Source organism: Sphingobium sp. EP60837 (genome assembly GCF_001658005.1).
Lineage (GTDB): Bacteria > Pseudomonadota > Alphaproteobacteria > Sphingomonadales > Sphingomonadaceae > Sphingobium > Sphingobium tyrosinilyticum.
Genome location: NZ_CP015987.1, coordinates 404,966 through 419,431, shown reverse-complemented (window position 1 = coordinate 419,431; position 14,466 = coordinate 404,966). Strand labels below are relative to the sequence as shown.

Sequence of the window (14,466 nt, the reverse complement as noted above, 5' to 3'; positions counted from 1 at the left end):
ACGCTGCTCGACGGCGATGGTAAGACCGCCGAGGCCTATCCTGTCACGATGGACCTTCCCGAAGCAGACATCAGCGACCATCGGCGCGTATGTTCGCTACCCCCACTGATTGGTGGGCCAGCCAGCGACAGGGAACCAAACCGCTACTAAACGTAAGATGTTCGTTTGCAGAAGTTAAGTCCGGCAATATCGTCGCTATAAAAGTCGTTAGTTACAGGATAAAATCGTTGGCAGCAAACTTGACGCTGCCGATTATTTCGATCTGGAAATCAGCGATGGCATCACCGTTTACATCGCCCGACAAATAGCTGTTTCCACCGAACTGATCATAGCGAAGCTGCCCGGCCTCCTTACTGAACGCCTTCGTGCCGATGAACTTAAAAGCATCGTTCGCAACTGTTGACGACTTGGCGTCGATGTTCGCCAGCGAAATGATATCACCCTGTTGTCGGCTGAAGTCAATGATGCGATCGGTCGTGGCCGGTCCGCTGTCTGCGATGCTCGCAAACTCAAAAATATCCGCGCCAAGCCCGCCGGTGAGCATGTCGGCCCCAGCTTCGCCATTCAGGCGGTCATTACCGGCTCCGCCGTCTATAATGTCGTTGCCTCCTCCGCCGGAAATTATATCCGCACCACCTCGACCCTCGATCCGGTCCCCATAGGCTGTCGCAAAAGCTTGTCCGGCGACCGTTTTGCTCGCCGAGATGAGGTCGTTTCCGGCAGTGCCGATGATATAGGCGGCCTCAGTCAGGTCGGTTACGCTGATCAGGAGCGACTGAACGCTGCTCAGACTCCCGTCTGTGGCGGTGACCTGAACCTCATAGGCATTATTGCGATCCACATCGGATGGTGCTTCGAAATCGGGCGCGGATTTGAAACGCAGTTCCCCGGACAACATGTTGATCACGAACATATTGGCATCCGCACCTGCCAATGCATAGGTCACGACAGCGCCGTCGGGGTCGATTGCATTTACGAACGCCGCGCCTTGCTGGTTTTCGCTGATCGCAAGAGAGACGCTGCTGGCTCCGGCATAAGACCGAAATAGAGGTGCTTCATTGGCGTTTTCGACGCGTATTTCGATCATCTGCGTGGCAGACAAAGTTCCATCGCTCGCAGAGACCAGCACGTTATAGACATTGTTGCGGTCAGCGTCTGCAGGCATTTCAAAATCCGGCGCAGCTCTGAACCGCAGTTCACCCGTCGCCGTGTTGATGGTGAACAATGCGGCGTCGGCTCCCCCCGCGATCGCATAGGTTACTGCGCCACTCTCGACGTCCGTCGCCTGGACGAGTGCGCCTGTCTGCTGGTTTTCCATGACGGGGACAGCTGCCGTAGTGGCCCCACCATAGGAGGTGATGCGTGGGGCCTCGTTGACATTTTCAACGAGGATTTCGATCCGCTGGATTGAAGAAAGCGTTCCATCGCTGGCGGCGACCACGACGGTGTAGAAATTATCTTCGGCGAAATCCGTCGGAGCCTCAAAGTCTGGCGCATTGATGAAGGTCAGCACGCCTGTCGCGGCGTCGATGGCAAATAGATGCGCGTCGGGTCCGCCCGCGATCGCATAGGTGACTCCGTCGCCTTCTAAATCGGAAGCAACCACAGTAGTCACTGCGATCGAATTTTCCTGTCGTTGTAGTGAGGCGGTCGTGCCGCCACCATTGGAGATGATGCGGGGCGCTTCATTCACATCGCCGATGCTGACAGTGATTGTCTGGGCATCGCTGTAGTAAATATTGCTCGCCCGGACCCGAACGGTGTAGAGATTGTCGCTCCCCCATGGGCTTTCAAAGTCCGGCGCCATGAGGAAGCTGAGCAGGCCGGACGCGGTATCGATGGTGAACAGTCCCGCATCCTCGCCGCCATCGATCGTGTAGCGAATATCGGCCGACGCACTACCGGCGGTCGCCCCGACCTGGGTGACGCTCAGCTGATTTTCGTTGGCTGTGACGGTGGCATCGTCTGCGCCTCCGTCCGACGTGATCTCGACCGGATATTGCGGGGTGAAGATCCGGGCCTTCACCTGATCGTCATCGGCTCCGGCGCCCGCACTATCTGTCCAGCTGACCATGAAGCCACCCGATCCCAGGGCGGTAATCGTCGGATCGAACTGGTCGCCAAGGGTCTGGCTGTTGGCGAGCATGGGACCGCCGGCTGCCTGACCCATCGCATCGAAGACTTGGACGAACACTGCGCGGCCCGACCCATCGCTCAGCGTCCCAGTGTTGGCAGTCCATGCAAGGGCAAATCCGCCCTCGGCGAGCGCCACCAATTTGGGGCCGACCTGCGTGCCCGACAGGCCGTTTGGCACGTTTATCTGCGATCCGATCCGTCCGCCCGATGCAGAGAAAAGCTGGATTGCATGACCGCTCCCGGCCGTACCGGTCTCATACCAGGCGACGGCGAAGGCACCGCTGGCAAGCACAGTCACCGACGACTCAACCGATGTCGCGCCAGCCCCGCTATTGACGACAAATTCCGATCCGACCGGCGCGCCTGCCGCATCATAGATGCGCGCCTTGATCAGCCAGCTCGAGCCGCCCCGGTCCGTGAAGGTGACGACATAGCCGCCGCCGGGCAGGGCCGCAATCGACGCATCTGCCTGGTTGCCGATTGTGGCAAGGTTGACGAGTGTGTCCGGCTGCAGCGCTGCGCCATATTGGTCGAAGCTGCGGACATGGACGCCGGATCGCGACGTATCGGTGCCGCTGGTTCTTTCATCATGCCAGCTGATTGCGAAGCCGCCGCCATCGAGCGCCGTCACATCGGGGCGGTCGGCGGAGAGACCGGCCGGGCTCACGTTGAAGGCGGCTCCGGCAGCCACACCATTTGCGTCGAAAATTTGCGCCTGGACGGTCATCTGACCTTCCCAGGTGACGACGAAACCGCCACCCGTCAGGCCGGCTACCGCCGGATTTATGAAGCTCGATCCTGATACGAGCGTCAATTCGGCACTCTGCGCGGACCCGTCAGGCGCATAGATTTTCGCCCGGATGTAGCGATTAGCGCTCGTGTTGAAATCGGCGTCCACCCAGATGAAGATCGCGCTGCCATCCGCCAGCGTCGCGGCGTCGGAATGGGCCTGCGTTCTTGCGTAGGTGGAGTTGGCGTCAAACTCCGCCCCTGATGCGGCATAGATCGTCATAGCCCGTCCCCCTCCCGCAGCTCCATGTCCGTGACATGGACGATAACATCAAGCCCGTATCACAGTCGAGACGGAAGCAATGGGGACGGCGCACCATAAAGAGACATAAGCTGCGTGCGAAGGGGAACCGGTCCATCGCCGCCTCGTTGGCTCAGGCATGACCGAGCAGCGCTCCTTTTTTAGCACTTTCCTGCGCGCCGCCGCAGTGGATGTGGAAGCTGACATCGACCGCATCGAGGACCTACTTTTCAGGGATGAGGACCCTGCGCGAAAAATCCGATTGCTCACCTATGCCGGCTATCGCAACGATCGTGAGGTCCGCTTCTCGGGCCGCGTTATCCGATTCAGAGATCCGCTTGATGCGGGCGAGGGAACACTGTCCCGCTTGCGCGCGATGATGGCGATCTACAATAGCGAAGAAGTGCCGGAAATCTGTGTCCGTTGCGACGCTTACGGAGGGACGGCCGAAACGTGGACCGACGAAGAAGGCTATTTCAGCTTCGCGCTCCCGCTCAAAAAGCCGCTGCCGGAGACCACCAGGTGGGAAGAGGCGGTGGTATCAACCCCCGAGCGGGAGGCGCAGCAAGTTAAGATGGCGGTGCCCATCATGGCGCCCGCGTTGGACAGCCATTGGGGCGTCATATCCGACATTGACGATACAGTCGTGGAAACCGGGGCAACGAACTTCGTCAAGAATTGGCGCAGGGTACTGGTGGATCGCCCGCAGGACAGGCTGGCCGTGCCGGGCGCGGCGAAGCTTTACCAGATGATCGCCCATGATCATCAAGCACCCGCCCGGCCTTTCTTCTATGTGTCGTCCAGTCCGTGGAATCTCTACGGCTTCATCGCCGAGTTCATGGAACGAAACGGTATTCCCCATGGACCCATGTTCCTAACAGACTATGGCATCGACCCTGGCAAGCTAATCAAGGCGGCGCATGATACGCACAAGCTCGCTGCCATCGAGGCCATACTCGCTTTTTACCCGCAGCTCCGTTTCCTGCTGATCGGCGACAATGGCCAGCATGACGTCGAGATTTACGCGCGGGTCGTGCGCGATTTCCCTGGGCGGGTGGCTGCGGTCTTCATTAGAGACGTCGAAGGAAGCTGCAAGCAGGGGGCCAAGGGTGCGCTGCTGAACGAGATGGAGGCAAGCGGTATTCCCATATTCTGCGGTGCAGGCTTCAACGATGCTTTGGCCGCCGCGGAACGGCTTGAACTGGATCGACCGTTTGAAGCGGCCAAGGCCATCAGCGCCAAGGCCTCATAGATCCCTTCCAGAATAGGCGGACCGCCAAGGTGCAATAAGGCTCGCAGCCCATGATCTCGACATATGTCAGCCCTGGCGTGAGCGAGTGCCAATCCCCAGATCAACTTGTAGCGCGGCTTTTCATGCCAAATCGCCCGCGCCTTAGTTGGTTGCACCCCGCTGGCCCGTATCCCTCAGCCCTGGCGATAGCTATGGTGGGATCATAATGATCCTATCCTGTGGGAGGAAACATTGATCGAAGGCACAGCCGAAGGATCACGCAAAGCGCGTTCGCCCGGGATCAAGCTTCTATTCGCGGCACTGGTGGCATTGGCGCTCATTGTGCCCTTGATGCTGGTTTATGCACTCGTGTGGGATCGACAGAGCCAGTCACAGACTGCCCAGGATGCGATCAACGCAGGATGGGGCGGGCCTCAGATTATCGCCGGTCCGGTCGTCGCGGTTCCATTCCGCATCGCCCAAGTGCAAGAGGAGCAGGTTGGCGGGCAAACGATTACCCGCACTGTCGAAATCGAAAAGCTGCTCTACATTTCCCCGGTCGAGAATTTCGTCACGACCGTCGTCAGGCCGGAGGAACGCCGCAAATCGATCTATCGCAGCGTCCTCTATGACGCACATATTAAAGGGACCGCCCGTTTCGAGCTGCCGCAGGACTTGCCGCGATTCGGCATCACTGCAGAGCGGTTATTATGGGACCGCGCGGAACTGCGCATTGGAGCGTCCGATGCCCGCGGGCTGACCAACGGTGGTTCGTTTTCTGTTGCCGGAAAGGCGCTTGCGGTGCAGCCGGGCAAAGGTCCTGGGGCCACGGGCGGACAGGGTTTCTTCGCTTTTGTCCCATGGACGGGGGAAGGAAGGCTAGCTGTAACCTATGACTTTGGCTTGCGGGGCAGTCGTTCGCTGAGTCTAGTGCCACGAGGTGGCAAGACCCATTGGGAAGTGAGATCGACATGGCCGAGCCCAAGTTTTGGTGGGGCTTTCCTTCCGGAAAGGCGCACTATCTCGGACCGCGGCTTTACTGCACGTTATGTGATCGACAAGTTGGCGCTCGGCCAGCCTCCCGTGGCTATGGAGGAACTCGGACCGCCACTTCTGAATGACGACTCCGGCTATGCAATGGCACCGGTCATCGACAGTAGGGCATCAGCTGTCAGCCGCGACCCTGGCCGGACTGTAGAAGCCGTCAGTGGCAATTCGCGGGCTGTGACTGTCGGTCTCATCGAGCCGATCAACCTCTATTCGAAGGTAGATCGATCAGTAAAATATGGCTTCCTGTTTATCGGGTTCACCTTTCTGACATTCCTGCTGTTCGACATTGTCGGCGGGGCGAAGGTCGCAGCGGCGGAATATTTGCTGACCGGGGCAGCGCTTGTGCTGTTTTTCGTGTTGCTGCTCGCCTTTGCAGAAGTGATCGGCTTCACCCCGGCTTATCTTTTGGGCGCAGGCGCGATCATCGGCCTGCTATCGGCTTACAGCGCTACGGTGCTGGGGAGCTGGCGACGCGGTCGATTCGTAGGCGCGCTGCTGATTGGATTGTACGCGCTGCTCTTCGTGCTCCTCAGTCTTGAGGCATGGTCGCTATTGATCGGTTCGGTTCTGCTGCTGCTTGCTCTTGCAAGCGTGATGTACGCGACACGAAACGTCGAATGGAGTAGTGTTGGACAGGGAAGTCCACACAGGGACTGAGCGCCGGGCCAATTGGCGTCATGCCGAGTAACTGCTGCGCGAAGCCGAATGGCAGACTGGACTCGCATGCCGCTTCTGTGTCCAGTGCGCACAACGGTGGCAGCTTCTATCGTTGTGAGGCCAAGCGACCAAGGACCTGAGGCGCTATCTTGCCGACGATGATGTCTACGCCGGCCGGATTGGGGTGGATGGAGTCTGGCTGCATATATTTGGCATTGCCAACCACGCCTTCTAGGAAGAAGGGATATAGTGGAACGCCATAGTCCTTCGCCACTGCGGGATAAATAGCGTTGAAACGGTCCGCATAGGCTGCGCCCATGTTCGGCGCGGCCAGCATGCCTGTCAGCATGACAGGCAGTTTCCGCGCCTTCAGCATGTCCAGCATGGCCCGCAGGTTTTTCTCGCTCTGCGCCGGGTCCAGGCCCCGCAACATGTCGTTGCCGCCCAGGCCCAGCAGAACCAGATCGGGTTTCCGCGGCAAGCCGTCCAGGGTGAAGGCTAGCCGCTGAAGACCACCCTGCGTGGTTTCTCCCGACACGCCCGCATTGCGGACTTCAACGGCGTCTCCCCGCGCCTTCAAGGCCTTTTCCAGCTCGTGCGGGAAGCTTTCATTCTGGGCGACGCCATAGCCCGCATAAAGGCTGTCGCCAAATGCCAGGATCAGCTTTCGCTCGCCGATCGACGCCGCGCGGCCTTCCGCGCGCGTGCGTGAGGGGGCGGCATTGTTCGATGCTGGCTCGCCCGAGCAGGCGGCGAGCAATTGCACAATGAGTCCCCAGGCCACATATGTTGGCCATTGTCGCGCCATCGGGATTTTCCTTCATTCATGCACGGTTCGTCTGATCCAACCCATATCGCCATCCAGGCGCGCAATGTCACCCTGTCTCTGGGACAGACAAACATATTGAAGGGCGTTGACCTGTCGATCCGGCGGGGAGAAAGCCTGGGGATCCTGGGGCCATCGGGGTCGGGGAAATCGTCGCTGATGGCAATCCTGTCCGGACTGGAGCGCGCCAGCGCGGGAGAGGTGCGGGTCGCCGACATAGACTATGGCCCGCTCGATGAGGACGGACTGGCGCGGGCACGGCGCGGCCGGATCGGCATCGTCCTGCAGAGCTTTCACTTGCTGCCGACGATGACGGCGATCGAAAATGTCGCCGTGCCGCTGGAGCTTGCCGGTGCAAGGGACGCTTTCGCGCGGGCTGCGGCCGAACTGGAGGCTGTGGGGCTCGGCCGCCGGCTGCACCATTATCCCGCGCAGCTGTCCGGCGGCGAGCAGCAGCGCGTGGCTATCGCCCGTGCCGTTGCGCCCGGCCCCGAAATCTTGTTCGCCGACGAGCCGACAGGCAATCTGGATGGGGTAACAAGCGGCGCAATCATAAACCTGATCTTCGCGCGGCAGGCCGCCAATGGCGCGACACTGGTCATCATCACCCATGATCCCGCCCTTGCCGAACGATGCAGCCGCATCGTTGAAATGCGCGATGGCCTGATCGTGGCCGAAAGACAGACATGAGGCAGGGCCTGGACTGGCGGGGCTGCTGGCGCATCGCACTGCGCGACCTGCGCCGCGGCCTGAGAGGACTGCGCTTGCTATTCATCTGCCTTTTCCTTGGCGTGGCAACATTGGCGACGATCGGCAATTTGACCGCCGCCATCACGGGGGAAATCGCCAGCAGGGGGCAATCGTTGCTGGGTGGCGATCTCGAAGTCGCCATGTCGCAGCGCGAAGCGAGCGGGGAGGAGAAGGTCGCCTTCCGTCGGCTGGGCCAACTGAGCGAAACCATTCGCTTGCGCGCCATGGCGCAACGCTCGAGCAGCGACAGTGGGGCCGCCGCCGTGTTGACGGAACTGAAGGGCGTCGACTGGGCCTATCCGCTTTACGGCACTTTGATGCTGAAGAGAGGCTCGGCCGGGCTGCTGCGGGCCGACGAGCTGGTGATTGGACAAGGACTGGCCGACAGGCTTGCGCTTCGACCAGGGCAGCATCTGCGCTACGGCAGCGCGGATTTCCGCATCCGGGACATCATCGTGGATGAGCCGGATCGCGTGGGGGAAGGTTTCACGCTGGGACCGGTCGCAATCACGTCTCTGGAGGGCCTCCGCCGCGCGGGCTTGCTCCAGCCCGGCAGCCTTTATGAAAGCAAGTATCGTATCCGGGTGGCGCCCGGGACGGATGTCCGCGCGGCGGCCGATGCGTTGAAACGCGCCTTCCCAGCCGCAGGGTTCGAGATCAAGGACCGCGACCGCGCCGCGCCGGGAATCAGCCGCTTTTTCGAGCGCATGGGCCAGTTTCTGTCGCTCATCGGGTTGAGCGCTCTTGCCATTGCGGGGATCGGGGTGGGCAATGGCGTCACCTCCTATCTTGCAATCAAGCGCGACGGCATCGCAACGCTCAAGATATTGGGCGCGACGTCGAGCGACATATCGCGCATCTACCTGATGCAGGTCGGTATAGTCGCCCTCTTGGCGACAGGCTGCGGTCTGCTGGTGGGGGCGGGGCTGCCCGCACTGCTGCTGGCGGCGGCCGGTGACCTGCTGCCCGTCCAGTCTTCCTTCACCTTGACGATCCGGCCCTTCCTGATCAGCGCGGCTTACGGCCTTCTGGTCGCCTTCATGTTCATCGTGCCGGCGCTGGCCCATGCGCGCACCTTGCCCGCCGCGGCCCTGTTCCGGGAGACGGTCGACAGGCGGCGCGGACTGGATAGAGCGAGCGCGGTTGCCGTGGGGATTGCCGCGCTGGCAACCGTCATGCTCGCCGTCGGAACCGCGCGTGAACCGTTGTTTGCAGCCTCGGTGCTGGGCGCCATTGGGACGACGGTGGTGATCCTGCTCGGCATCGGCATGCTCGTGCAAAGGATGGCGCGGCGGATGCGGCGGCCCAGGGCGGCGCTGCTGCGTCTGGCCGTCGCCAACCTGCACCGCCCAGGTGCGCAGACGAGTGCGTTGGTCGTGGCGCTGGGGCTCGGCCTCACCCTATTCGTCACGCTGGCGGCGATCCAGTCGAGCCTCAGTGCCGAAATTCGCAACACTGTGCCGCGCACCGCCCCCGACCAGTTCGTGCTCGACATTCCCGTCGACCAGCAACAGGCTTTCCAGCGCCTGATCGTGCGGGAAGCACCGGGCGCGCAGGTCAACATCGTTCCTACCTTGCGCGGAACCATCGTCGGCTATGGCGGCACGCGGGTCGCGGACCTTGAGGAATTGCCCAGGGACGCTTGGTTCCTGCGCGGCGAGCGCGGGGTCACCTACAGCGACAGCCTGCCGGAAGGGTCCGATCTCGTGGAGGGGCAATGGTGGCCGGGCGGCTATGACGGACCGCCGCTCGTCTCGCTTGATCGCGAAGCGGCAAAGGTCATGGGCGTCGGGATCGGAGACAGGCTGGTGGTTTCCGTTCTTGGGCGGGAGATCGAGGCGCGCATCGCCTCTCTGCGACAGGTGAATTGGGAGACGATGGGCTTCAACTATATCATGGTGTTTTCACCCAGCACCCTGCGGGGCGCTCCCCATAGCCTGGCGGCGACGATCACGGCCTCGCCTTCGACGACCCCGTCGTCCAAACAGTCGGAAGGGCGGCTGACGCGCGCGCTGCTTTCCGCCTTCCCATCGATCTCGATCATCGAGGTCGGTGAGGTGGTGGGACAGGTGACACTCCTGTTAGGTCAGATGGCAACCGCGATAATTCTGGCCGGATCGGTCGCGATCCTTGCCGGCATTGCGGTGCTGATCGGCGCCATCGCGGCATCTCGGCAGACGCGGGCTTATGACAGTGTGATCCTCAAGACGCTGGGCGCGACGCGCTGGCAGATATTGGGTGCCCAAGCGATCGAATATGCGCTGTTGGCGACGATCGTCGCGCTAGTGGCCTTCGGACTGGGTCTCGGCGCGGCCTGGTTCGTGATCGTGCAGATTTTCACATTTGCCTGGTCGCCTGACTGGATATTGGTTACCGCGACGCTGACAGCTGGCGGGATGCTGACCTTGGCTATAGGATTGCTGGGGTCGATACCGCTCATGTCTGTCCGCCCCGCGCGCGCGCTCCGATCGCTTTAACAGTATCCACGACCGGGCTCCCAGTGCACCGGCATTATGTCGGCGCATAAGTTGAAAGGCCGCTTCATGATCGCTGAGCCTGCACGCGACTGCCCTAAAGTTAGCGGCCCGGACTCCGCGGCGACAAATGCAATCAGCGCGAGCCCAAACATCGCTACGATGTTTTCAAGGATGTGGCAGGGCTTGAAAGCTGCGCCGACGTGGCCGACATTGCCTCTACATGCGGCTGCATGCACAAACCAGGCGTGCCGCGCGAGGCGGCACGCCTGAGGAATTAATGCTGCGTCGGCGGCGAACCGATCGGGATCCTGCGCTCCTTCTCGGTTGCCGCCGATTTCGGAAGACGCACGGTCAGCACGCCGTCACTGAAATGGGCATCACAATGTTCTTCGTCCGCGCCCATCGGAAGAACGATGGAGCGGTCGAAGCGGCCGTAGAAGCGTTCGGACCAGCCCCGGTCCTTATCTTGATGCTCGCTCTTCTTTTCACCCTTGAGGGTCAGGACGCCATTATAGATGGAGAGTTCGATATCCTTCTCGTTCAAGCCGGGAAGTTCTGCGGTGATCGTCACCTGGTCCTCACTCTCCTTCACCTCCAGGCTTGGCCAGCCTGGACTGGAAAGAGCGCCCCCACTCAGCATCGGGGTACGGAAGAAGTCGTCAAAAAGCCTGTCCATCTCCCGATGCAGCTGAGCGAAGGGGCTCTGTTCCCTTTGTTGATACATTGCAGGCGCCATATTCTCTTGCCGGCGCCATGGGACCAAATCACGCATTGCCATGATCCATCTCCTTGGGTTGCTGGCACTCATCGCCACATGTTTTCAGCGGCGATGCGTTTATTGTTTCGCCTCTAGCTGAATGCCGTCATCGTTCGCGATTGCGGACCTTGCTTGCGGTTGCTCGGGATCGCCAGTCACAGAACTGATTCGGATTTTCCGGGGCTTCATCGCCTCCGGGATTTCGCGCATCAGTTCAATCGACAGCACGCCGTCCTTCAAGTCCGCGGTCCTAACCTGAACGTGATCGGCCAGGCCAAAGCGGCGCTCAAAGTCGCGCGCGCCGATGCCGCGATAAAGCACATGGCCTTCCTCGCCATCGCTCTTGCGGCCGCTCACGACGAGCATATTCTGCTGCGTCGAGATTTCGATCTCTTCCTGGCGGAAGCCGGCCACCGCCAGGTCGATGCGGTAGCGATCATCACCTTCACGGATGATGTTGAAAGGCGGATAGCCCTCGCCGACATTTGCGGCCAACCCGTTTTCCAGCAGGTCGAACAACCGATCGAAACCCACGGTCGACATTCGAAACGGGGTAAAGTCGAAGTTGGTCCTCATATCCAAGTCCTCCATTGAGCAACAAGTCTATGAAGATGCGCCCGAGAGAGCGGGCGCTCTCCATACCGGACCCTGCCGGCATCCGGCAGCGATTTATCTGGTAAGCTTTAGTGGTTTTTCAAGGCCCTCGGGCGTGCTGAAATCCCCCATTTTTAGCGCGTGGAATGTTTGATCGGGTGAGGCAGGCGGGGCGCGTTCCTCGACGTCGCCCCGCCCACGCTTTTCTTCAAGTGTAAGCTCAAGCCGCCTCTCTTTGTGGGAGGGGATCAGATGCTCACCGACCCATCTGCCGTGCCAGGGCCAGCGTTAGCGTCCGCAAGCGCATTTCCGCTCGGTCACTAATAGCGCTGGCCGTAGCGTGGCACCAGAAATCGGTGCAACATTGCTCAATGCGAGCGCCCGTCGAGGTCGCGCAGCGCTCTCATCACATCATCGACTGAGAATGGACGCCGTACATTGGGTGGCTTTCTCAGGGCGGGCTTGCCCTCAACTGCATGAGCGTCCGATGCCCAGGATGCCAGGATGGATCGCTTTACCTCTGGCTCGAACTGCGGATGATGAACAATGTCCAAGGGGTGCTGAAAATGGGAGAGGGACATTGCTTTGCCTCCTTTCTTCCTATCCTCTTCCTATCGCAGCCGACAACGGCCGGACGTGAAATTAGACACTGACCCGATCCTGTTCAAGATCCTCGCGCCGTCGTTCCTTCATTACTGTTGGCCTCCTCCCTTCCCGGCAAGGGCTGGACCGTCTCGCGGCACTCGCTTGGTGTATTAACCTCGCCACAGGCCACCGCCAGCTCCAACAGAGTTTCCCCAGCTTTCCGCCCTCCGCTTGTACAAGCCGGGCGATCCCCCTCGCCGCCAACCAGCCCTGACATTGCCGGTTCAACCCTCCCGCTTTCGCCAGTGGGCAGAAGTCGATGGCGCCATCGCCTTCGGCTCCAGATTGGAAGGGAAAACATCATGGGACGGAAGAACAACACTAGCGGCAGCAAGACCAGACGGGCAGATATCTATCAGGAGGTCACCCGACCAAATTATTGCGCCTCTGGAAAAAGGGCGTGCGTCCTGGTCGCCAAGCTGGGCGAGCGGCTCCGCCAGCCTGCCGCTGCGCACCCGCGGCAAACAATAACAGGCATTAACATCCTTCTGTTGTGGGCGCAGAGCCTGGCGCGCGGTTATGCCAATCCCACCTGAATGATCTTCAAGAGCGCGTTGGAACTGGCCAGCAATGAGACCTACCAGCGGCTGGCGCAGCCATAGCTGCCTTCACACGCGATAATTTGTGCGACCCCTCGAAGCCTATCCGGAAACTCCGTACTTTCCGGATAGGAGAATCGCAATGGCCCATTCAGTCAGTTCCGTCGAGGCATCCAAGTCGTTCGGCCGCATCAGCCGGCAAGCGCTGGAGAGCCCGCTCACCATTACGCATCATGGGCATGACAGCCTCGTCCTCATGTCGCACGCCGACTATCAGCGGCTCAAGAGCCGCGATCGCGAGCTACTCTCATTCGGCGACTTCAGCGAGGAGGATCGCGCAGCTGTCGCCTCGGCGCGCCCGCCGGTCGAGGCCGCAAATTTCGATGATGAGTTGCGGGATCACTGATGCCGCTACCGAACCCGGTTCCCGGCCTTGTTTATTCGACATTCCTTTCTCTGGAGCCATGAAGCTAAAAGCGGCGTCGAGGACGGCAGCAAGGATCGGCCCTGTGCGTTTTGCTCGCGACAACGACCAAGGATGGCAAGCAGTTGGTTACAGTCCTTCCGGTGACCCACACGCCGCCCACCGACGAACGACTGGCGGTCGAGATTCCCACTAGGACCAAGGCGCGCCTTGGTCTCGATGACGCTCGCTCCTGGATCATCCTCTCGGAAGCCAACCGCTTTCAATAGCCCGGTCCCGACATCCGTCCCGTTCCCGGCGGCAAGGAGGGAAATGTCGCCTACGGCCTGCTTCCGGCCAGCCTGTATGAGGTTGTGAGGACCAAGTGGCTTGCGGCTTTTGACGCACGCCGCGTCGGACAGGTCAATCGTACCTTCTGACATGCGAAGATGCCGAGATCCTCGGAGCGACGCGCGCGGCCGGCTCTTTGGCACCAGAAAGCCGCAGACCCATTTGCTCCCGGACATCCGCGTTGCCGTCAGCGGCCAGAGCTTCGCGACTTCCGCTGTCACCGACAATCTGGTCCTAGCCTAACCGCACGCGGTCCCCCACCACTTCAACATCGGTGTGCTGCACAGTTGCCCTATCCCGCGATGCATCGTCCTGGTCGAAGTCGAACGCAATTGATCGTCATCGCCTTCATGACCGACAGGATGTCGTCGTCGGTTGCGGTGGGGTCCTCGGCCCTGACCAGAGCGTCGAGGACGCGCTGGAACTCACGCTGATCGTGTTGGATCCATTCTTCACGCTTGAATGTTGCCCACGCCGCGGGACGACGTCCAACCAGCGCCGCACGCGCCCCCCTCCACGATCAGGGCGGCGAGGTAATGGCTGGTAACACGCGGTTCGAGGTGGGTTCCGCCCCCTCCGGCGACGTAGACTGGCAAGCTAATGACCTGACGGCAACCTGTTGTTATTCCGCAACGAAATGGCGATTGAAGGGCCTTCTCAAGGCCGCTGCCATCCGTTCGTCCGTGGGTAAAAGATGCCAGCGCAAACCGCGCGCGGCTCGTGTACTTGTGCTGGTTTCCAAGGCAGCCAACCCGGAAGCTGCTAGTCCTCAACCGGCCAGCATAAGTGGCCGGGCTGCACCGTACTGATATTTGTCTTGGGAGATCGCCATTATTCCACCTCGCTGTCAATCCTTTGTACCTGATGGCGCTTAAACTAATTGGGAAGAACAAGGTCACAGTGGTAAGTGAATGAAGCCTCGGAAACTCTTTGCTGGTTCTCATGATCGATATCGGAGCATGCGGTTGCGACGTTTGGGGCCATCACAGTAAACGTTTGAAGGCATCGTCCACCAAAGAT

11 protein-coding genes are annotated in these 14,466 nt (G+C 60.6%); 7 read left to right on the top strand and 4 right to left on the bottom strand.

What is annotated here, in order from left to right; translation table 11 throughout:
• Positions 1 to 211: 211 nt before the first annotated feature.
• The gene (locus tag EP837_RS21900) at positions 212 to 3,148 is read right to left on the bottom strand and encodes a M10 family metallopeptidase C-terminal domain-containing protein (RefSeq protein WP_066530322.1); all 2,937 of its coding nucleotides are present in this window, start codon (positions 3,146 to 3,148) and stop codon (positions 212 to 214) included.
• A gap of 157 nt (positions 3,149 to 3,305) precedes the next feature.
• Here EP837_RS21900 and EP837_RS14955 point away from each other — a divergent pair, with 157 nt between their 5' ends.
• Both EP837_RS14955 and creD read left to right on the top strand, forming a co-directional pair.
• Positions 3,306 to 4,418 carry an App1 family protein gene (locus EP837_RS14955; RefSeq protein WP_066530316.1) on the top strand — a complete coding sequence of 371 codons (1,113 nt, stop codon included), beginning with the start codon at positions 3,306 to 3,308 and terminating at the stop codon, positions 4,416 to 4,418.
• Between the two features lie 231 nt (positions 4,419 to 4,649).
• Complete coding sequence (gene creD / locus EP837_RS14950) at positions 4,650 to 6,104, top strand: cell envelope integrity protein CreD (RefSeq protein ID WP_225870664.1); 1,455 nt, start codon at positions 4,650 to 4,652, stop codon at positions 6,102 to 6,104.
• 106 nt (positions 6,105 to 6,210) lie between these two features.
• Here creD and EP837_RS14945 read toward each other — a convergent pair whose 3' ends face one another.
• On the bottom strand, positions 6,211 to 6,912 hold the full coding sequence (locus EP837_RS14945; RefSeq protein WP_066530314.1) for an arylesterase: 702 nt from the start codon (positions 6,910 to 6,912) through the stop codon (positions 6,211 to 6,213).
• 18 nt (positions 6,913 to 6,930) lie between these two features.
• On the opposite strand from EP837_RS14945, the gene EP837_RS14940 reads away from it, so the two are divergent.
• Together EP837_RS14940 and EP837_RS14935 are read left to right on the top strand one after the other, a co-directional pair.
• Positions 6,931 to 7,620, top strand: a complete 690-nt coding sequence (locus EP837_RS14940) for an ABC transporter ATP-binding protein (RefSeq protein ID WP_066530312.1) — start codon at positions 6,931 to 6,933, stop codon at positions 7,618 to 7,620.
• Entirely contained in the window at positions 7,617 to 10,157 is a 2,541-nt protein-coding gene (locus tag EP837_RS14935) for an ABC transporter permease (protein WP_066530309.1), read from the top strand. Before EP837_RS14940 ends, EP837_RS14935 begins: the two co-directional genes overlap by 4 nt.
• 274 nt (positions 10,158 to 10,431) lie before the next feature.
• Here EP837_RS14935 and EP837_RS14930 read toward each other — a convergent pair whose 3' ends face one another.
• Complete coding sequence (locus tag EP837_RS14930) at positions 10,432 to 10,935, bottom strand: Hsp20/alpha crystallin family protein (RefSeq protein WP_066530306.1); 504 nt, start codon at positions 10,933 to 10,935, stop codon at positions 10,432 to 10,434.
• Between the two features lie 57 nt (positions 10,936 to 10,992).
• Positions 10,993 to 11,490 carry an Hsp20 family protein gene (locus EP837_RS14925; protein WP_066531644.1) on the bottom strand — a complete coding sequence of 166 codons (498 nt, stop codon included), beginning with the start codon at positions 11,488 to 11,490 and terminating at the stop codon, positions 10,993 to 10,995.
• A 965-nt stretch (positions 11,491 to 12,455) separates the two neighbouring features.
• Here EP837_RS14925 and EP837_RS14920 point away from each other — a divergent pair.
• The 3 genes from EP837_RS14920 to EP837_RS21400 all read left to right on the top strand — a co-directional run bounded on the left by EP837_RS14920 (position 12,456) and on the right by EP837_RS21400 (position 13,385).
• A complete protein-coding gene (locus tag EP837_RS14920) occupies positions 12,456 to 12,689 on the top strand; it encodes a hypothetical protein (RefSeq protein ID WP_066530304.1) in 234 nt (77 codons plus the stop codon).
• A 145-nt stretch (positions 12,690 to 12,834) separates the two neighbouring features.
• A complete protein-coding gene (locus EP837_RS14915; RefSeq protein WP_066530302.1) occupies positions 12,835 to 13,098 on the top strand; it encodes a type II toxin-antitoxin system Phd/YefM family antitoxin in 264 nt (87 codons plus the stop codon).
• Between the two features lie 143 nt (positions 13,099 to 13,241).
• Positions 13,242 to 13,385 carry a hypothetical protein gene (locus EP837_RS21400; protein ID WP_197486404.1) on the top strand — a complete coding sequence of 48 codons (144 nt, stop codon included), beginning with the start codon at positions 13,242 to 13,244 and terminating at the stop codon, positions 13,383 to 13,385.
• Positions 13,386 to 14,466: the final 1,081 nt, after the last annotated feature.

Excerpts from the sequence above, each read along its gene's own strand:
- EP837_RS21900 (WP_066530322.1), bottom strand. The coding sequence starts at position 3,148 with ATGACGATCTATGCCGCATCAGGGGCGGAGTTTGACGCCAACTCCACC.
- EP837_RS14955 (WP_066530316.1), top strand. The coding sequence starts at position 3,306 with ATGACCGAGCAGCGCTCCTTTTTTAGCACTTTCCTGCGCGCCGCCGCA.
- EP837_RS14945 (WP_066530314.1), bottom strand. The coding sequence starts at position 6,912 with ATGGCGCGACAATGGCCAACATATGTGGCCTGGGGACTCATTGTGCAA.
- EP837_RS14940 (WP_066530312.1), top strand. The coding sequence starts at position 6,931 with ATGCACGGTTCGTCTGATCCAACCCATATCGCCATCCAGGCGCGCAAT.
- EP837_RS14935 (WP_066530309.1), top strand. The coding sequence starts at position 7,617 with ATGAGGCAGGGCCTGGACTGGCGGGGCTGCTGGCGCATCGCACTGCGC.
- EP837_RS14930 (WP_066530306.1), bottom strand. The coding sequence starts at position 10,935 with ATGGCAATGCGTGATTTGGTCCCATGGCGCCGGCAAGAGAATATGGCG.
- EP837_RS14925 (WP_066531644.1), bottom strand. The coding sequence starts at position 11,490 with ATGAGGACCAACTTCGACTTTACCCCGTTTCGAATGTCGACCGTGGGT.
- EP837_RS14920 (WP_066530304.1), top strand. The coding sequence starts at position 12,456 with ATGGGACGGAAGAACAACACTAGCGGCAGCAAGACCAGACGGGCAGAT.
- EP837_RS14915 (WP_066530302.1), top strand. The coding sequence starts at position 12,835 with ATGGCCCATTCAGTCAGTTCCGTCGAGGCATCCAAGTCGTTCGGCCGC.